The organism is Amycolatopsis sp. lyj-109 (genome assembly GCF_046548995.1).
Classification (GTDB): Bacteria; Actinomycetota; Actinomycetes; order Mycobacteriales; family Pseudonocardiaceae; genus Amycolatopsis.
In genome coordinates this window covers 37,473-54,389 of the sequence record NZ_JAJPWR010000040.1, presented here as the reverse complement: position 1 = coordinate 54,389, position 16,917 = coordinate 37,473, and the positions used below count along the sequence as shown (strand labels likewise).

Below are 16,917 nucleotides of genomic sequence, written 5' to 3'. Positions count from 1 at the left end.
GGCCCCTCCTGCCGGGGTGCGGGAGGGGCCGGTGACCGTCAGGCGCGGAGGGTTGCGCCGAAGCGCTCGCCTGCCGCTGCCACTGCCGCGTCGCGGGCCTTGATGGCCTCGTCGACCGTCAGCGTGCGGTCCGGGGCGCGGAACCGCAGCTTGTACGCCAGCGATCGCTTGCCCTCGCCGACCTGCTCGCCCGCGTACACGTCGAACAGCGTGATGTTCTCCAGGAGCTCGCCCGCCCCCGTGCGCAGGACCTCGGCGAGGTCCGCCGACGGGACGTCCGCCGCCGCGACCAGGGCGACGTCCAGGAGCACCGGCGGGTAGCCCGAGACGCTCGGCGCCGGGCGGGAGTCCGGCAGCGGGATGGCGTCCAGGTCCAGCTCCATCGCCACCGTGCGCGGCGGCAGTCCGAGTGCCTCGACCACCTTCGGGTGCAGCTCACCCGCGTGGCCGACCGGCCAGTCGCCGACCCGGAGCTGGGCGCAGCGGCCCGGGTGCCACGGCGGGAGGTCGGTCGCCTGGACGGTCAGCTCGACCCCGGCCGCCTCCGCGATCGCGCGGGCCGCCTGGACCGCGTCGGCCCAGTTCGCCGGCTCGCCTGCGCCCCACCAGCCCGCTCGGCGGCGGTTCCCGGCGAGGACGACGGCCACGTGCAGCGGCTGCTCCGGGACCGCCGCCTCCAGTAGGGCCAGGTCCTCGTCCGAAGGCCGGCGGTCGACGCCGAGGTCCGGGACCTTCAGCGGGTTCGGGGCCGGGAGCACCACCTGGCCGATGTGGTACAGCGACACGTCCTTCATCCCGCGGGACACGTTGCGCTGCAGGGTGTCCAGCAGGCCCGGCAGCAACGTCGTCGCCAGCCGGTTGCGGTCGGCTTCCAGGGGGTTGCGGACCACCATCGTGTTGCGGCGGACGTCGTCGGCCGGGAGGCCGAACGCGTCCCACACCGCGTCGCTGATGAACGGGAACGGGCGCACCTCGACGTAGCCCGCCTCGGCCAGCGCCCGGGAGACACTCCGGACGCGCCGCTGGCCGTCGCTCAGGCCGCGACCGGCCGGGGCGGCGGGCAGCGTCGACGGGATGCTGTCGTAGCCCTCCAGCCGCAGCACCTCTTCGACGAGGTCGGCCGGCTGGCGCAGATCGCCGCGCCAGCTGGGCGGGATCGCCGTGACCAGGCCCGTGCCGTCGTCGCCTGTGCTGACCGAAACCTTGCAGCCGATCTGGGTGAGCCGGCGGACCGTCACGCCGCGCTGGTAGTTCACGCCCGCGACCTTGTCGGGCAGGTTGATCGGCATCACGACCGGCGGGTTCGGCTCGACCGCGCCCTCGTCGGTGCGGCCAGGCTGGATGGCGGCGTCGCCGTACTGGCGCAGCAGCCGCGCGGCCAGCTCGACCGCCGCGGCGCACAGCTGGGGGTCGGTGAACCGCTCGAAGCGCTTGGCGGCCTCCGAGAACAGCTTGTGCCGCCGCGCGGTGCGGCTGATCGCCGCCGGGTTCCAGTGCGCCGCCTCGAGCAGCACGTCGGTGCTCTCCGGCGTGATCTCGGTGCTCGCGCCGCCCATCGTGCCGGCGAGCGAGATGACGCCGCTGTCGTCGGCGATGACCACGTCGTCCGGGTCGAGCGTGCGCTCCACATCGTCCAAAGTGGTCAGTTTCTCGCCCGGCTTCGCCCGGCGCACCACCAGATCGCCCTGGATGGCCTTGGTGGCGAACGCGTGCAGCGGGTGCCCGAGCTCGAGCATCACGTAGTTCGTGACGTCGACGGCCAGCGAAATCGACCGGATGCCGGCCAGCATCAGCCGCCGCCGCATCCGCCACGGGGTCGGGGCGGTCGCGTCCAGGCCGGTGACCCGGCGCAGCACGAACCGCGGGCAGCCTTCCGGGTCCTCGATGCGGACCGGCCAGGCGTCGCCCTCGGCCGCCGGGACCTCCAGCAGCGCCGGGTCGCCGAAGGGCACGTCGAGCGCGTTCGACAGCTCGCGCGCGAGCCCGCGGATCGACAGGGCGTAGCCGCGGTCCGGGGTCGGGGCGAGCTCGATCACCGAGTCGTTGAGGCCGAGCAGCTCACTCGCGTCGTCGCCCGGGCTCGCGGTGCCCGGGGGCAGCACGAGGATGCCGGTGTGGTCGTCGCCGAGGCCGAGCTCGCGCGCCGAGCAGATCATGCCGTCGCTGACGCGGCCGTAGGTCTTGCGGGCCGCGATTTCGAAGTCGCCGGGCAGGACGGCGCCGGGCAGCGCGACGACGACCAGGTCGCCCTCGACGAAGTTGCGCGCGCCGCAGATGATGCCGCGGGTCTTGATGCCGTGCGGGCCTTCGTCGAACTCGCCGGCTTCGTCGTCGTCCTCGTCTTCGTCTTCTTCGTCGTCGAGGTCGTCGGCTTCGTCGGCGGGCTCGCCGACGTCGACGCGGCAGAAGCGCACCGGCTTCTTGAACTCGGTGAGCTCCTCGATCTCGGCCACCCGGCCGACGACCAGCGGGCCGGTCACGGGACCGAGCTCGCGCAGGTCGTCGACCTCGATGCCGATCCGGACGAACGCGTCGGCCAGGTCCTGCGGCGTGACCTCCTCAGCGAGCTCGAGGTGTTCGGTCAGCCAGCTGACTGGGACTCGCACTACGCCTCCGTTCCGAAGGGAAGGGTGAAGCGGACGTCGCCCTCCACCATGTCGCGCATGTCCGGGATCCCGTTGCGGAACTGCAGGGTGCGCTCGATACCCATCCCGAAGGCGAAGCCCGAGTACACCTCGGGGTCGACGCCGCAGGCGCGCAGCACGTTCGGGTTGACCATGCCGCAGCCGCCCCACTCGACCCAGCCGGGGCCGCCCTTCTTCTCCTCGAACCAGACGTCCACCTCGGCAGACGGCTCGGTGAACGGGAAGAAGTGCGGCCGCAGGCGCGTCTTCGAGTTCTCGCCGAACATGGCGCGGGCGAAGGCGTCCAGCGTGCCCTTGAGGTGGGCCATCGTGATGCCCTTGTCCACCGCGAGGCCCTCGACCTGGGTGAACACCGGGGTGTGCGTCGAGTCGAGCTCGTCGGTGCGGTACGTCCGGCCGGGGCAGACGACGTACACCGGCAGGTCGCGGTGCAGCAGCGTGCGGGCCTGGACCGGCGAGGTGTGCGTGCGCAGCACCAGGCTGGAGTCCTCTTCGCCGACGTAGAACGTGTCCTGCAGCTGCCGGGCCGGGTGGTCCTTGCCGAAGTTCAGCGCGTCGAAGTTGAACCACTCGGCTTCGAGCTCCGGGCCCTCGGCTACCTCGTAGCCCATCGCGATGAAGGCGTCCGCGACGCGTTCGGAGATGGTGCTGATCGGGTGCCGGGCGCCGCGCGGGACGCGGTCCCACGGCAGGGTGACGTCGACGGCCTCTTCGCGCAGCACGCGCTCGTCGCGCTCCACCTGGAGCTCGGCGCGGCGGGCGTCGAAGGCCGCCTGGACGGCCTGGCGGGCCTCGTTGACGCGCTTGCCCGCCTCGGCCTTCTCCAGCTTGGGCAGGGCGCCGATCTCGCGGCGGGCCAGCATCAGCGGCGCGTGGTCGCCGAGGTGGGCCGGCTTGACCTCGGCCAGCCCTTCGAGCCCGGTCGCGGCGGCGAACGCCGCTTCGGCGGCCTTGACCGCCTCCTGCAGCGTCTCGGGGGCGAGTACCGCGCCCTGTGCTTCCTTCTCCGTGGCTCCGGGCATAACTCCTCGGCGTCCGCTGGGACTGGTCGTTCGCGCTCCGCCGCACACGGCGCGCGAGAGGTCAAAGGCGGGAAAAGTCTATGGGATCGGCTCCGCGCGCCCCCGGTCGCCCCGGGGGCGCGCGGACGCACGGTCAGCGCCGGCGGAACGCCTCGGTGAAGTCGATCGACGCGAACTCGCCGGGCACGACGCCGTCGGCCGCGTAGCGGTACAGCGTCGTCTGGTAAATGCCCGTCAGCGTCGTGGTGAAGACCGCGATCAGCAGCGTCCAGATGATCGCCAGTCCGACGCAGACGAACACGGTGGCGGTGCCGCCGAGCAGGAAGCCGGCGCCGAGGAGGACGACGTAACCGGCGAAGGTCAGCAGGAAGCCGACCAGGCCGATGCCCGCGGTACCCGCGACGTTCTCGCCCCAGGTGCGGCGGAACAGCTCGACCGACCGCTTGACGCCGGCCTTCACCCCGGTGCCTTCGAGCATGACGACCGGCAGCACGAGGAACGTCGTGAGCCGCCAGGCCAGGCCGACCAGGCCGCTGATGATGCTGCCGAGGAAGCCGAGCCGCTCTTCGATCGTGCGCAGCACCACGCTGACCGTCGCGGTCACCCCGGCCCAGCCGAGCAGTGCCGGCCAGCGGCGGCCGGCCGCGGCGAGGCCGGCACCGACGCCCGGCATGCCGCCGTCGCCGCGCAGCGCGACGTCCGCCTGGGAGATCAGGGCGGCGTTGAAGAAGGTCGTGACGAACGCCGAGACGAGGTAAAACGCCCCGAGCAGCACGTACGTGCCGGCGGTGGGCCGGAAGTTGTCTGCGTCGAGGTGGACGGTGAAGAACGCGGGTGTCAGGAACACCGCGGCGACCACCAGCCCGGCGATCCCGGCGAGCACCGGGAACCACGCCAGGCCCTTGTGGGCGCGCAGCACCTTGAACGAAGCGGAGAACAGCGCGAACGAACGAGCGAGCCTGCCCATGGAATCCCCCCGGAACGGCCACAACGGATGATCGGGCAGCCTACTCGCAGGTCAGCGCCGCGCCGCCATCGCGCTCGTGTAGACGCAGACGGCGGCCGCGGTGGCGAGGTTGAGGCTCTCGGCGCGGCCGTACAGGGGGATCCGGACGGCGAGATCGGTGCGGTCGAGGACGTCGGCGGGCAGGCCGTGGGCCTCGTTGCCGAACACCCACGCTGTCGGCACGGCGAGGTCCACCCGATCGAGTTCGGCGTCGGCGTAGCCGTGGGCGGCGAACGTCCGCAGGCCCGCGGCCGAGCAGGCGGCCAGCGCGGCGGGGACGTCGCGGACGCGCGCGATCGGCAGGTGGAACAGGCTGCCGGCGGCCGCGCGGACGCACTTGCCGTTGTGCGGGTCGACCGTGTCGCCCGCCAGGACCACCGCGTCGGCGCCGGCGGCGTCGGCGACGCGGATGACCGTGCCCGCGTTGCCGGGGTCGGCGACGTCCACGAGCACCACGACGAGCCGGGCGGCCGGGGTCAGGGCTTCTTCGAGGAGCCGGTCCAGCAGCGCGCAGACGGCCACGATGCCCTGGGGCGTCACGGTTTCCGACAGCCCGTCGGCGGCGCGGTCGGTGATCGGCGAGACTCCGACACCGGCCGCGCGAGCCGCGTCCAGCAGGTCCGCGTGCTGCTCCGCCGCGCGCGCGGTGACGAACAGCTCGTGCACGGTGCCGTGCTCGAGCGCGGCCTCGACGGCGTTGGCGCCTTCGGCCAGGAACCGGCCGGTCTTGTCGCGTTCGGCGCGCCGCGTCAGTTTGCGCGCAGCAACGACCCGGGGGGTCCGCTCGGTGAACGGATCCGCCCCGGGTCGGTGAAAGCTGCCGGTCAGGCCGACTTCTTTTCGGTGTTCACGTTGGCCTTGGCGAGCTCGGCCAGCGCGGTGAAGGCGGCGGCGTCGTTGACGGCCAGGTCCGCGAGGATCTTGCGGTCGACCTCGACACCCGCGGCCTTGATGCCCTGGATGAACCGGTTGTAGGTCACACCGTTCTCGCGGGCGGCCGCGTTGATGCGGGTGACCCACAGCCGGCGGAAATCACCCTTGCGGGCACGGCGGTCCCGGTAGGCGTAGTTCAGCGAGTGAAGCGTCTGCTCCTTGGCCTTGCGGTACAGCCGCGAACGCTGGCCGCGGTAGCCGCTGGCCAGTTCGAGAGTTGCGCGACGCTTCTTCTGGGCGTTGACCGCCCGCTTGACGCGTGCCACGGGTCCATCCTGTCGATCTCAGGGGGCGAAGGGGACGCCCCGGGTGGTTACAGCAAGTTCTGCGGGATCAGATGCCGAGCAGGCGCTTGAGGCGGCCGGCCTCGGTCTTCGACACCTCGGTGGTGCCCTCGAGACGGCGGGTCACGCGGCTGGACTTCTTCTCCATGCGGTGGCGCCGGCCGGTCATCTGGCGGCGCAGCTTGCCCGTACCCGTCTTGCGGATGCGCTTGGACGTCCCGCTGTGGGTCTTCATCTTCGGCATTTCTGTCCTCTTTCGTGCGGCGGCTCACCGGAGATCCGGTGAGCCGCTGGCATGTGCTGGTCGGCGTTACGCCTCAGTCACCTGGTCGGGGGCCTGCTCGGCATCGACCTTGGCCTTCGGCTTCACGTTCTTGTGCGGGGCCAGCACCATGATCATGTTGCGGCCGTCCTGCTTGGCCGACGACTCGACGAAGCCGAGTTCGGTGACGTCTTCGGCGAGCTTCTGCAGCAGCCGGTAGCCGAGCTCCGGCCGGGACTGCTCGCGGCCGCGGAACATGATCGTGACCTTGACCTTGTTGCCCGCCGCCAGGAAGCGCGACACGTGACCCTTCTTGGTCTCGTAGTCGTGCTGGTCGATCTTGGGGCGCAGCTTCTGTTCCTTGATGACGGTCAGCTGCTGGTTGCGCCGCGACTCGCGGGCCTTCTGCGCGCTCTCGTACTTGAACTTGCCGAAGTCCATGAGCTTGCACACCGGCGGGCGGGCCTGCGGCGCGACCTCGACGAGGTCGAGGTCGTTCTCCTGCGCCAGGCGCAGCGCATCCTCGATCCGGACGATGCCGACCTGTTCACCGGCGGGTCCGACGAGACGGACCTCCGGCACCCGGATTCGGTCGTTGATGCGTGTCTCGGAGCTGATGGGGCCTCCTTGGTCCGAGGAATGTTTCCTGTTCTCGTTTCGACCTGGTGCCCACATAGCGAAGGCCCCGACACCGTTCGGTGCGGGGCCCACTCTGTTTCCGATCGCACCCGGCCGCGAGGCCGGGCACTTCACCCTGGACTTGCGCCCGGGCGAGACCGGACCCGGACACCTGTACGGTGACACGGGTGGGAGCGGGGCTCCACTTGCCGCCCCCGATCACTCGGGGGCTGGTCGCACGTGGAAGGGTACCAGACGTGTCAGATCAACCCTCCGAACAGCCCCCCTATTCCCCTGAAGCCCGCCACCTGGAGGACATCCCCAGCGTGGAGGTGATCAGCCGCGCCGCCGTCATGCTGCTGTCGGCCGGCGCCGAACGGCTCGGCCTCGCCGACGCCGACCCGGCGACGTCCCCGCACCGCGACCTCGACGAAGCACGCCGGCTCATCACCGCGCTCGCGGGGCTCGTGACGGCCTCCGCGGAGTATCTGGGCCTGCACGCCGGGCCGCTGCGCGACGGCCTGCAGTCGCTGCAGAAGGCCTTCCGGGAGGCTTCGGCCGTGCCCGATGAGCCCGGGAAGGGCCCCGGGGAAAAGTACACCGGCCCGGTCTACTGACAGCTCCGGTTCCCAGCGCCCCAAGGCGGCCTTGGTTGCGTCTGACGCACCGAAGGCCGCCTTGGGTGCGTCAGACGCACCGAAGGCCACATTGGGGCGCTTGAGCCCGCCCGAGGGGGCTGGCGCGATTCGTCGCTCACATCTAACATGTTAGATGTGAGTCTCTCGAAGGTCACTCGCCCGCTGCTCCGCGACGAGGCGTACGACCGCATCCGCCGCGCGATCGTCGACGGCACGCTGCCGCCCGGCACCCCGCTGCGCGACGCCGACCTCGCCGACCAGCTCGGCCTGTCCAAGGCGCCGGTGCGCCAGGCCCTCCTGCGCCTGGCCGACGACGGCCTGGTCGACTCGAAGCCGCAGAGCTACACGCGGGTCTCCGAGGTGATGTCCCCCGACGTCATCGACGCCCGCCAGATCGTCCGGCTGCTGCACGAGTTCGCCGTCCGCCAGGTGGCGCACCGTTGCCGTCCGGCCGACATCGCCGCGATGCGCGCGGCCAACGACCGCTTCGCCGCCGCCATCGAGGCCCGGGACATCGCGGCCGCCGTGCGAGCGGACGACGAGCTGCACGACGTCCCGGTCCGCCTGGCGGGCAACGCCGCCGTCGCCGCCACCCTCGACCGGTACACCCCGTTGCTGCGCCGCCTCGAGCACACCCGGTTCAGCTCCGCGCTGGCCTGGAACTCCGTCGAGCGCCACACGAAGCTCATCGACGCGCTCGAGAAGCACGACACCGAAACCGCCGTCTCCGTGATCTCGACCATCTGGACCGATCTGCTGGAGGACCGATGACCCTCGCCGACTTCCCGCGCTACCCCCTGCTCTTCGGGCCCTCGCCGGTGCACCCCCTCGAACGCCTGACCGCCCACCTCGGCGGCGCGAAGATCTGGGCCAAGCGCGAGGACGTGAACTCCGGCCTCGCGTTCGGCGGGAACAAGACCCGCAAGCTCGAGTACCTCGTCGCCGACGCGCTCGCCCAGGGCGCGGACACGCTCGTCTCCATCGGCGGCGTCCAGTCCAACCACACCCGCCAGGTCGCCGCGGCCGCGGCGCGGGCCGGGCTGAAGGCCGTGCTGGTGCAGGAGAGCTGGGTCGACTGGCACGACCCGCTCTACGACAAGGTCGGCAACATCCAGCTGTCGCGGATCCTCGGCGCCGACGTCCGGCTCGTCGAGGCCGGCTTCGGCATCGGCTTCAAGCAGGCGTGGGAGGACGCGGTCGCCGAGATCGAGGCCGGCGGCGGGAAACCGTACGCCATCCCCGCCGGCGCGTCGGACCACCGGCTCGGCGGGCTCGGGTTCGCGAACTGGATCGTGGAGCTCGAACAGCAGGAGGAGGAACTCGGTGTCTTCTTCGACACCGTGATCGTCTGCTCGGTCACCGGCAGCACCCAGGGCGGGATGGTCGCCGGGACCGCGCTCGGCAAGAAGCGGCGCATCCTCGGGATCGACGGTTCCGCCAAACCCGCCGAGACGCGTGAACAGGTGACCCGCATCGCGCGGAACACCGCCGAGCTGATCGGCGCGGGCGAGATCCCCGAAGTCGAACTGGACGACCGCTACCACGCCGGGATCTACGGCATCCCGGACAACTCCACAGTGGACGCCATCGAGACCTGCGCCCGGCTCGAGGGGATGATCACCGACCCGGTGTACGAGGGCAAGTCCATGGCGGGACTCATCGACCTCGTCCGGAACGGCGAAATCCCGCGCGACGCGAACGTCCTCTACGCCCACCTCGGCGGGCAGCCGGCCCTGAACGGCTACACGAGCGTTCTGGGCTGACCGCCCGCCGAAGGCTCAGTCCAGCACGCAGAGCACGTCGATCTCGACGAGCAGTTCGCCCGGGAGGCCGACGTACACGGTCGTGCGCGCGGCGTGCGGGGCGTCGCCGATCAGCTCGTTGTAGACCTCGTTGAACGGCGCGAAGTGCGCGGTGTCGGTCAGGTACACCCGCACCATGATCGCGTCGGCGAGGCTCGCGCCCGCCGCCGCCAGCACGGCTTCGATGTTCTTGAACGTCTGCCGGGTCTGGCCCACGACGTCGTCGCCGACGATCTCGTTCGTGGCCGGGTCGAAGGCGACCTGGCCGGCGACCTGCAGCAGGTTCCCCTTGCGGACGGCCTGTGAGAACTTCGCCGGCGGCTTCGGTGCGTTCTCGGTGGAAACTGCCGTCTTGCTCATCAGTGCCCCTTTCCGTTCTCCGTCCATCCACTGTGGACGGAAGCTTCCCTGGTGGCGGCCCGCAGCTCGGGCACCAGCGCCAGCAGGCCTTCGTAGTCGAGCAGCACCTTCGGCACCGACATCGACGCGGCGGCGAGCACCTCGCCGCCGGTCCCCCGCACCGGCGCCGCGATGCAGTGGATGAAGTCCTCGTGCTCGGCGTTGTCGACGGCGTACCCACGCTCGGCCACGCGCTCCAGCTCCGCCAGGTATTCCGAGGGCGTGGTGATCGTGTTCGGCGTCCGCACCGGGTATTCGATCGACCGCGCGATCTCCTCGCGGCGAGCCACGGGCATCGCCGCGACCAGTACCTTCCCCACCGCCGTGCAGTGCAGCGGCGCGCGCTTGCCGATGCGCGAGTACATCCGCACGGAGTGCCGGCCTTCGAACTTGTCGATGTAGACGACTTCGCCGTCCTCGTAGCTGGCCAGGTGCACGGTGTGCCCGGTGCGCGTGTTGAGGGCGGCGAGCGCGGGGTGGGCGCTGCGCCGGACGTCGAAGGAGTCCAGGGCCTGGTTGGCGAGGTCGAACATCGCGCTGCCCAGCCGGTAGTAGCGGGTGCCTTCGCGGCGGACGAAGTGGTGCTGCTCGAGGGTGCGCAGCAGCCGCAGCACCGTCGACTTGTGCACGCCGATCTCGTCGGCCAGGTCGTCGAGGGTCCGAGCGTCCTGCGCGATCGAGTTCAGCAGCGTCAACGCGCGGTCCAGGCTCTGACTCACGTGCGCACCACCCCTTCACCGGTCAGCCGCGCCGAACGCCACTCGTCCGGGTCGGCGTGGAGCAGGGTATCCACGACCGCGGGCGGCAGCGGCACGCCGACGTCATCGTGGGTGAGCAGGGTGACGGCGGCCTGCAGGTGCCCCTGCCGCAGCCGTTCCAACGGCGGGGCGCCGCGCAGGGTCGCGGCGAGGAAGCCGGCGGCGAACGCGTCGCCGGCGCCGACCGGCTCGACGACGTCGACCTGCAGCGCGGGCGCGAACAGCGGTTCGCCTTCGACCAGCGTCGCGCCGCGCTCGCCGTGCTTGACGACCAGCGTGCGAGGCTCCGGGAGCAGCGCCCGCAGTTCCGCCGGGTCACCGGTCCCCCACACCTGCTTGGCCTCGTCGTCGCCGGTCAGGACGATGTCGGCCTGCCCGGCCAGCTCGGCGAGCAGGCCGGGGTCACGGCCCGCCCAGAGCGCCGGGCGCAGGTTGACGTCGAAGGAGATCAGGCGGTCGCCGCGGGGCAGCGCCAGGAGCGCGCGCACCAGCTCGAGGCAGCTGTCCGACAGCGCGGGCGTGATCCCCGACAGGTGCAGCACGCGGACGCCGTCGAGGTCGAGCCGGTCCAGCAGCGACGGGCCCATCCCGGACGCCGCCGAGCCGGTCCGGTAGTAGCGCACGGGACTACCGCCGGCGCCGCTTTCCTTGACGTAGAGCCCGGTCGGGCGCAGCGGGTCGACGGAACAGGCGCTGACGTCGACGCCGTGGGAGGCGACCTCGCGCAGCATCGCCCGGCCAAACGGGTCGTCGCCGACCGCGCTCACCCAGCCGCTCGACACGCCCAGCGTCGGCAGGTTGCAGGCCACGTTCGATTCGGCCCCGCCGATGGTGCGCATCCAGCGCTTCACCTCGTCCGGCGGGCCGGGTTCGGCGGGCACGAACAGCGCCATCGTCTCGCCCACGCACAGCACCTCGGGCCCGCTCGTCACTTTCCGTCTCCCCTGTCCGTCACCCCGTTGACCTGTGGCGACCCGGATGCTACACCTATGGCACTCAAAATGCGCAACAGTCGTTGCAACATACGCAACAGTAACACTCCTACTACAGGGGTCGCCGCCGATGAACGTATGCACCATGAACACCGCCGCGCTCGCCGCCCTCCGCCAGGAGCGGATCGACTGGCGCTTCCGCTCGGCTGCCCCAGCCCTGACCGGGCTCACCCTCGAAGAAGCCGCGGACCGCCGGCTGAACCTGTTCACCGACGGGTTCTTCGCCCCCTTCGTCGTCCTCGACGACGAAGCGCTCGAACACAACCTCCGGACGATGGCCGCGTGGTGCGCCGCCCGGGGCGTGGTGCTCGCGCCGCACGGCAAGACGACCATGGCACCCCAGCTGTTCGCTCGCCAGGCGGAGCACGGCGCCTGGGGCGTGACCTGCGCGAACGCCGGGCACCTGCGGATCTACCGCGCCTTCGGCGTGTCCCGGATCCTGCTGGCCAACCAGCTCCTCGACCCGAGCGGCCTGCGCTGGCTGGCCGCGGAGCTGGCGGCCGACCCGGACTTCGAGTTCCTCTGCTGGGTCGACTCGGTCCGCGGGGTCGAGCTGATGACCGCCGCCCTCGAAGGCGCCCAGCGCCCGGTGGACGTCCTGGTCGAACTGGGCGCCGACGGCGGCCGCACCGGCGTCCGCGACACCGCGACCGCACTGGCGGTCGCCGAGGCGGTCCAGGCGAGCCCGGTGCTGCGGCTGCGCGGCACCGGCGGGTACGAAGGCGCACTGTCCCACGGCACCGACGAAGCCGCGCTGACCAAGATCAGCTCCTATGTGGACGGCCTACGCGACCTGGCGATCTCGTTCGCGGACAAGGGACTCCTGGACGGGCAGATCATCGTCACCGCCGGCGGCAGCGCCTACTTCGACCAGGTCGCGAACGAGCTGACGAAACCGTGGCCGGACGGCCTCGACGTGCTGCCGGTGCTGCGCAGCGGCGCCTACCTGACCCACGACGACGGCTTCTACCGTGAAATCTCCCCACTGGGCGACCACCCGCGCATCGAGGGCCTCGACTCCTTCCGGCCCGCGCTGCGGGCGTGGGCACAGGTGACGTCGAAGCCGTCGGACGAGCTCGCGCTGCTGACCCTCGGCAAGCGCGACGCGTCCTTCGACGAAGGCATGCCCGAGCCGCAGCTGCACCGGACGCCGGACGGCCCCGCCGAACCCCTCGAAGGCCACGTCGTCGCGAAGATGAACGACCAGCACGCGTTCCTCACGCTGCCGGCGGGCTCGCCGGTCGACGTCGGCGACTGGATCGGCCTCGGTCTCTCGCACCCGTGCACGGTGTTCGACAAGTGGCCGCTGCTGCCGGTGACCGCGGCCGACGGCGAGACGGTCGTCGACTACGTCCGGACGTGGTTCTGATGGACGTCGTCTTCCGCGGCGCACTGGTCGCCGACGGCACCGGCGACGCGATCACGCGGCACGACGTCGGGCTCACGGGCGGGAAGATCGCGAGTGTCGCCGAGGCGGGATCGCTGGCCGGGCGGCGGCACATCGACGCCGACGGCCTGGTGGTCGCGCCCGGGTTCATCGACATGCACTCGCACTCCGACCTGCAGCTGCTGGCCAACCCGGACCACCCGGCCAAGATCACCCAGGGCGTGACGACCGAGGTCCTCGGCCAGGACGGGCTCTCGTACGCGCCGGTCGACGACGTCGTGCTCGAAGCCCTGCGGCAGCAGCTCGCGGGCTGGAACGACGACCCGCCGGGGTTCGACTGGAGCTGGCGCTCGGTCGGCGAGTACCTCGACCGGCTCGACCGGGGCATCGCCGTCAACGCCGCCTACCTGGTGCCGCAGGGCACGGTCCGGATGCTCGCCGTCGGCTGGGCCGACCGGCCCGCCACGGACGCCGAGCTGAACCGGATGAAGGAACTGGTGTCCAGGGGGCTGGCCGAAGGCGCGATGGGGATGTCGTCCGGCCTCACCTACACGCCGGGGATGTACGCGGAAACGAGCGAGCTGGTCGAGCTGTGCCGGGTCGTCGGCGAGCGGGGCGGGTTCTACAGCCCGCACCACCGCAGCTACGGCAAGGGCGCGCTGGAGGCGTTCGCCGAAATGATCGAGGTGAGCAGGCAGTCCGGCTGTCCGCTGCACCTGGCCCACGCGACGATGAACTTCTCGGTCAACAAGGGCAAGGCGCCCGACCTGCTGCAGCTTCTGGACGACGCCCTCGACGACGGCTGCGACATCTCCCTCGACACGTATCCGTACCTGCCGGGCGCGACCTACCTCTCGGCGCTGCTGCCGAGCTGGGCCACCGAAGGCGGGCTCGACGCCACGCTCGCCCGGTTGTCCGATGTGGACGAGCGCGAGCGGATCCGCGCCGAGATCGAGGAGTCCGGTTCGGACGGTGCACACGGCGTCCCGATCGACTGGGACGCCATCGAAATCAACGGTGTCCGCAACGAGCACAACGCCCATCTCGTCGGGCACAGCGTCGCCGCGTCGGCGCGCACGCACGGCACCGAACCGGCCCGGCTGTACTTCGACACCCTGCTCGACGAGCGGCTCGGGACGTCGTGCCTGATGCACGTCGGGCACGAGGAGAACGTCCAGGCGATCATGCGGCACCGGACGCACACCGGTGGCAGTGACGGGCTGCTCGTCGGCGCCCGGCCGCACCCGCGCGCGTGGGGCACCTTCCCGCGCTACCTGGCCCGGTACGTGCGCGAGCTGGGCGTGCTGGACCTCGCCGAGTGCGTCGCCCACCTGACCGGGCGGGCCGCACAGCGGCTGCGGCTGGCCGACCGCGGGCTGGTCCGGGCCGGGTACGCCGCGGACCTGGTGCTGTTCGACCCCGAAACGATCACCGACACCGCCACCTTCGACGATCCCCGGCAGGCTGCCGCCGGGATCACCCATGTGTTCGTCAACGGCGTCGCCGCCCTCGACGACGGCCGTCCCACCGGTGCCCTCGCCGGTGGATCCCTGCGCAATCCCGGGAGAACCCGATGATCCACTGGCTGCAACACACCACGGGTGGGCTGCTCACGCTCGCCGCCGTCTCGATCGCCGTCCTGCTGGTGCTGATCATCAAGCTCAAGCTGGAGCCGTTCATCGCGCTGATCGTGGTCGGCCTGCTCACCGCGCTGGCGGCGGGCCTGCCGGTCGGCACGATCGTCGGCTCGGCCCAGAAGGCGTCGGACTCCTTGCTGGAGAAGGGGTTCGGCAGCATCCTCGGGCACATCACGGCGATCATCGGGCTGGGCACGATCCTCGGGTCGATCCTGGAACGCTCGGGCGGCGCGAAGGTGCTCACCGGGGCGCTGCTGCGGTCGTTCGGGGAAAAGCGCGCGCCGCTGGCGATGGGCGTGGCCGGGTTCGTCTTCGGCATCCCGGTGTTCTTCGACATCGGCATCTTCGTGCTGGCCCCGCTCGTCTACGTCGCCGCGAAGCAGGGCGGCAAGTCGCTGGTGCTGTACGCGATGCCACTGCTGGCCGGCCTGTCGATCACGCACGCCTTCCTGCCGCCGCACCCCGGCCCGGTGGCCGCCGCCGGGCTGCTGCACGTCGAACTCGGCTGGATCATCCTGATGGGCCTGGCCTGCGGGATCCCGGCGTTCCTCGTCGGCGGCGTGCTCTACTCGACGTGGATCGGCAAGCGCATCGTCGTCGATGTGCCCGAGGACATGGTCTTCGCCGAGGAAGAGGGCGAGAAGGAGGAGAACCCGCCGTCGCTCGGGCTGGTCGCGGCGATCATCGCGGTGCCCCTGGTGCTGATCCTGGCCGGCACGTTCGGCAGCATCTGGCTGCCGAAGGGCTCGGCGCTCGCCGGCGTCGCCGCGTTCATCGGCACCCCCGCGGTCGCACTGACCGTCGCCGTCCTGCTCGCGTCCTGGCTGCTGGGCCTGCGGCGCGGGTTCACCGGCAAGGACCTCAACGAGCTGGCCGCCAAGTCACTGCGGCCGGTCGCGATGATCCTGCTGGTCGTCGGCGCGGGCGCGTTCTTCGGCGCGGTGCTGTCGGCGACCGGGATCGGCAAGGCCGTGGCCGACTCGCTGCACGACGCCGGGCTGCCGGTGCTGCTCGCGGCGTACGTGATCAGCTGCGGCATGCGGATCGCGCAGGGTTCGGCGACCGTCGCCATCGTGACCACGAGCGGGATCATCGCGCCGACCGTGGCCCAGCTCGGCTATTCGCAGATCCAGCTGGCGCTGCTCGTGATGGCGATTTCGGCCGGCTCGATCATCGCCTCGCACGTCAACGACGGCGGCTTCTGGATCGTTTCGCGGTACTTCAACCTCACCGTGCCGCAGACGTTGAAGTCCTGGACCGCGCTGGAAACCGTGCTTTCCCTTTCGGGTTTCGCCGCTTCGGCATTGCTCATGGCCGTGGTCTAGACCATACTGGAGCTTGTCACCGCCGAAACCCGTTGGGAGACAATGACGATGACCGGACTTTCCCGTCGCACGTTCCTCGGCGCCGCGGCCGGCGCGGGCGCCGCCACCGTCCTCGGCAGCCAGCTCGCGTCGGCGGTCACCACGCCGAAAGGCTGCTTCGCCGGAGGAACCGTGTACATCGGCAGTTACACCAGCGGGGCGACCGGGCACGGGCTCGACGTCACGACCCGATCCGGCGCCGCGCTGAACCCCGTCCGCACGGTGCCCGGCATCACCGACACGTCGTGGTTCGACCGCAGCGCCGACGGCAAGACGCTGTACGTCACCAACGAAGGTGATCCGGCGGGGTACGTCTCGGCACTGAACATCGCCGATCCCGCGAAACCGAAGCTGCTCAACAAGGTGTCGTCGAAGGGTGGCGCGCCGACGCACCTGAGCGTGCATTCGAGCGGGAAGTACGTGCTGGCGGCGAACTACAGCTCGGGCAGCGTCGTCGTGCTGCCGGTCCTGGCCGGCGGCAAGCTCGGCGCGGCCACGGACCTGGTCACCCACCACGGTGCCGAGCGGGACGCGCACGCGCACCAGGTCGTCAACGACCCGAGCGGCCGCTGGGTGCTGGCGGTGGATCTGGGCGCGGACTCCGTGTACGTCTACGGCTTCGCCGCCGGGAAGCTTTCGCTGCACCAGCAGCTGAAGCTGCCCTCGGGCGCCGGGCCGCGGCACCTCGCGTTCGACCGCACCGGGAAGTTCGCCTACATCCTGGGCGAGCTGCGGGCGGAGGTGACCGTGGCGAGCTGGGACGCGGCGGCCGGAAAGCTGAAAGCGCTCTCGGTCGTCCCGGCCGTGCCCGCCGGGAGCACCGGCGACCGGTTCCCGGGCGAGATCGTCGTGTCGAACGACGGGAAGTTCGTCCACGCCACCGTTCGCGGTCCCAACACCTTGGCCACCTTCGCGGCTTCCGGCGCGACGCTGAAGCTTGTTTCGACCGTGCCCACCGGTGGGAACTGGCCGCGACACGTGGCCCTCGACCCGTCCGAAAGCTGGTTCTACGTCTCGAACCAGCGCTCCGGCACCGTCACCTGGCTGCCGCGCGACCCGGCCTCCGGCCTGCCCGGCGCCCCCGCCGGTTCGCTCGCCGTCGGCAGCGTCAACTCCGTCTACTTCGCCTGAGCCCCAACCCCCTCGTGAGTGGTAATTAGGGTTCTAACC

Annotated in this window: 17 protein-coding genes; 7 read left to right on the top strand and 10 right to left on the bottom strand. The window is 71.2% G+C overall.

What is annotated here, in order from left to right:
* Positions 1–38: 38 nt before the first annotated feature.
* The 7 genes from pheT to infC form a co-directional block, all read right to left on the bottom strand.
* Complete coding sequence (gene pheT / locus ACLJQF_RS46060) at positions 39–2,606, bottom strand: phenylalanine--tRNA ligase subunit beta (protein ID WP_410616773.1); 2,568 nt, start codon at positions 2,604–2,606, stop codon at positions 39–41.
* On the bottom strand, positions 2,606–3,667 hold the full coding sequence (gene pheS, locus ACLJQF_RS46055; protein WP_410616771.1) for a phenylalanine--tRNA ligase subunit alpha: 1,062 nt from the start codon (positions 3,665–3,667) through the stop codon (positions 2,606–2,608). Before pheS ends, pheT begins: the two co-directional genes overlap by 1 nt.
* A 133-nt stretch (positions 3,668–3,800) precedes the next feature.
* The gene (locus ACLJQF_RS46050) at positions 3,801–4,634 is read right to left on the bottom strand and encodes a DUF6159 family protein (RefSeq protein ID WP_410616769.1); all 834 of its coding nucleotides are present in this window, start codon (positions 4,632–4,634) and stop codon (positions 3,801–3,803) included.
* A 51-nt stretch (positions 4,635–4,685) separates the two neighbouring features.
* Positions 4,686–5,501: a TrmH family RNA methyltransferase gene (locus ACLJQF_RS46045; RefSeq protein WP_410616801.1), complete on the bottom strand. Its 816-nt coding sequence runs from the start codon at positions 5,499–5,501 to the stop codon at positions 4,686–4,688.
* Positions 5,498–5,872, bottom strand: a complete 375-nt coding sequence (gene rplT, locus ACLJQF_RS46040) for a 50S ribosomal protein L20 (protein ID WP_364511634.1) — start codon at positions 5,870–5,872, stop codon at positions 5,498–5,500. Before rplT ends, ACLJQF_RS46045 begins: the two co-directional genes overlap by 4 nt.
* Before the next feature lie 67 nt (positions 5,873–5,939).
* Complete coding sequence (gene rpmI / locus ACLJQF_RS46035) at positions 5,940–6,134, bottom strand: 50S ribosomal protein L35 (RefSeq protein ID WP_013227847.1); 195 nt, start codon at positions 6,132–6,134, stop codon at positions 5,940–5,942.
* Positions 6,135–6,200: 66 nt separating this feature from the next.
* Positions 6,201–6,827 (bottom strand): translation initiation factor IF-3, encoded by a 627-nt coding sequence (gene infC, locus ACLJQF_RS46030; RefSeq protein WP_410616768.1) that lies wholly within the window; start codon positions 6,825–6,827, stop codon positions 6,201–6,203.
* A gap of 200 nt (positions 6,828–7,027) precedes the next feature.
* Here infC and ACLJQF_RS46025 point away from each other — a divergent pair, with 200 nt between their 5' ends.
* The 3 genes from ACLJQF_RS46025 to ACLJQF_RS46015 all read left to right on the top strand — a co-directional run bounded on the left by ACLJQF_RS46025 (position 7,028) and on the right by ACLJQF_RS46015 (position 9,171).
* Positions 7,028–7,387, top strand: coding sequence for a DUF1844 domain-containing protein (locus tag ACLJQF_RS46025; protein WP_410616766.1), 360 nt, complete (start codon positions 7,028–7,030; stop codon positions 7,385–7,387).
* 156 nt (positions 7,388–7,543) lie between these two features.
* A complete protein-coding gene (locus ACLJQF_RS46020; RefSeq protein ID WP_410616764.1) occupies positions 7,544–8,179 on the top strand; it encodes a GntR family transcriptional regulator in 636 nt (211 codons plus the stop codon).
* Positions 8,176–9,171 (top strand): 1-aminocyclopropane-1-carboxylate deaminase, encoded by a 996-nt coding sequence (locus ACLJQF_RS46015; protein ID WP_410616762.1) that lies wholly within the window; start codon positions 8,176–8,178, stop codon positions 9,169–9,171. Before ACLJQF_RS46020 ends, ACLJQF_RS46015 begins: the two co-directional genes overlap by 4 nt.
* A gap of 15 nt (positions 9,172–9,186) precedes the next feature.
* On the opposite strand, the gene ACLJQF_RS46010 is transcribed toward ACLJQF_RS46015, so the two are convergent.
* Genes ACLJQF_RS46010 through ACLJQF_RS46000 form a run of 3 tightly spaced genes read right to left on the bottom strand, consistent with a single transcriptional unit; the run spans position 9,187 to position 11,299 of the window.
* Positions 9,187–9,570 carry a RidA family protein gene (locus ACLJQF_RS46010; protein WP_410616761.1) on the bottom strand — a complete coding sequence of 128 codons (384 nt, stop codon included), beginning with the start codon at positions 9,568–9,570 and terminating at the stop codon, positions 9,187–9,189.
* Positions 9,570–10,328: an IclR family transcriptional regulator gene (locus ACLJQF_RS46005; RefSeq protein WP_410616759.1), complete on the bottom strand. Its 759-nt coding sequence runs from the start codon at positions 10,326–10,328 to the stop codon at positions 9,570–9,572. The genes ACLJQF_RS46010 and ACLJQF_RS46005 overlap by 1 nt, the downstream gene beginning before the upstream one ends.
* A complete protein-coding gene (locus ACLJQF_RS46000; protein ID WP_410616758.1) occupies positions 10,325–11,299 on the bottom strand; it encodes a sugar kinase in 975 nt (324 codons plus the stop codon). Before ACLJQF_RS46000 ends, ACLJQF_RS46005 begins: the two co-directional genes overlap by 4 nt.
* 145 nt (positions 11,300–11,444) lie before the next feature.
* Here ACLJQF_RS46000 and ACLJQF_RS45995 point away from each other — a divergent pair, with 145 nt between their 5' ends.
* Genes ACLJQF_RS45995 through ACLJQF_RS45980 form a run of 4 tightly spaced genes read left to right on the top strand, consistent with a single transcriptional unit; the run spans position 11,445 to position 16,878 of the window.
* Positions 11,445–12,728, top strand: a complete 1,284-nt coding sequence (locus ACLJQF_RS45995; protein WP_410616756.1) for an amino acid deaminase — start codon at positions 11,445–11,447, stop codon at positions 12,726–12,728.
* On the top strand, positions 12,728–14,323 hold the full coding sequence (locus tag ACLJQF_RS45990; RefSeq protein WP_410616755.1) for an N-acyl-D-amino-acid deacylase family protein: 1,596 nt from the start codon (positions 12,728–12,730) through the stop codon (positions 14,321–14,323). Before ACLJQF_RS45995 ends, ACLJQF_RS45990 begins: the two co-directional genes overlap by 1 nt.
* Positions 14,320–15,708, top strand: coding sequence for a GntP family permease (locus ACLJQF_RS45985; protein ID WP_410616753.1), 1,389 nt, complete (start codon positions 14,320–14,322; stop codon positions 15,706–15,708). The genes ACLJQF_RS45990 and ACLJQF_RS45985 overlap by 4 nt, the downstream gene beginning before the upstream one ends.
* Before the next feature lie 48 nt (positions 15,709–15,756).
* Positions 15,757–16,878: a lactonase family protein gene (locus ACLJQF_RS45980; RefSeq protein ID WP_410616752.1), complete on the top strand. Its 1,122-nt coding sequence runs from the start codon at positions 15,757–15,759 to the stop codon at positions 16,876–16,878.
* The last annotated feature ends 39 nt before the right edge of the window (positions 16,879–16,917 follow it).

What these genes read in the sequence shown, in the direction of transcription:
- pheS (WP_410616771.1), bottom strand. Translation starts at nt 3,667, where the DNA reads ATGCCCGGAGCCACGGAGAAGGAAGCACAGGGCGCGGTACTCGCCCCC.
- ACLJQF_RS46050 (WP_410616769.1), bottom strand. Translation starts at nt 4,634, where the DNA reads ATGGGCAGGCTCGCTCGTTCGTTCGCGCTGTTCTCCGCTTCGTTCAAG.
- rpmI (WP_013227847.1), bottom strand. Translation starts at nt 6,134, where the DNA reads ATGCCGAAGATGAAGACCCACAGCGGGACGTCCAAGCGCATCCGCAAG.
- infC (WP_410616768.1), bottom strand. Translation starts at nt 6,827, where the DNA reads ATGTGGGCACCAGGTCGAAACGAGAACAGGAAACATTCCTCGGACCAA.
- ACLJQF_RS46015 (WP_410616762.1), top strand. Translation starts at nt 8,176, where the DNA reads ATGACCCTCGCCGACTTCCCGCGCTACCCCCTGCTCTTCGGGCCCTCG.
- ACLJQF_RS46010 (WP_410616761.1), bottom strand. Translation starts at nt 9,570, where the DNA reads ATGAGCAAGACGGCAGTTTCCACCGAGAACGCACCGAAGCCGCCGGCG.
- ACLJQF_RS45995 (WP_410616756.1), top strand. Translation starts at nt 11,445, where the DNA reads ATGAACACCGCCGCGCTCGCCGCCCTCCGCCAGGAGCGGATCGACTGG.
- ACLJQF_RS45990 (WP_410616755.1), top strand. Translation starts at nt 12,728, where the DNA reads ATGGACGTCGTCTTCCGCGGCGCACTGGTCGCCGACGGCACCGGCGAC.
- ACLJQF_RS45985 (WP_410616753.1), top strand. Translation starts at nt 14,320, where the DNA reads ATGATCCACTGGCTGCAACACACCACGGGTGGGCTGCTCACGCTCGCC.
- ACLJQF_RS45980 (WP_410616752.1), top strand. Translation starts at nt 15,757, where the DNA reads ATGACCGGACTTTCCCGTCGCACGTTCCTCGGCGCCGCGGCCGGCGCG.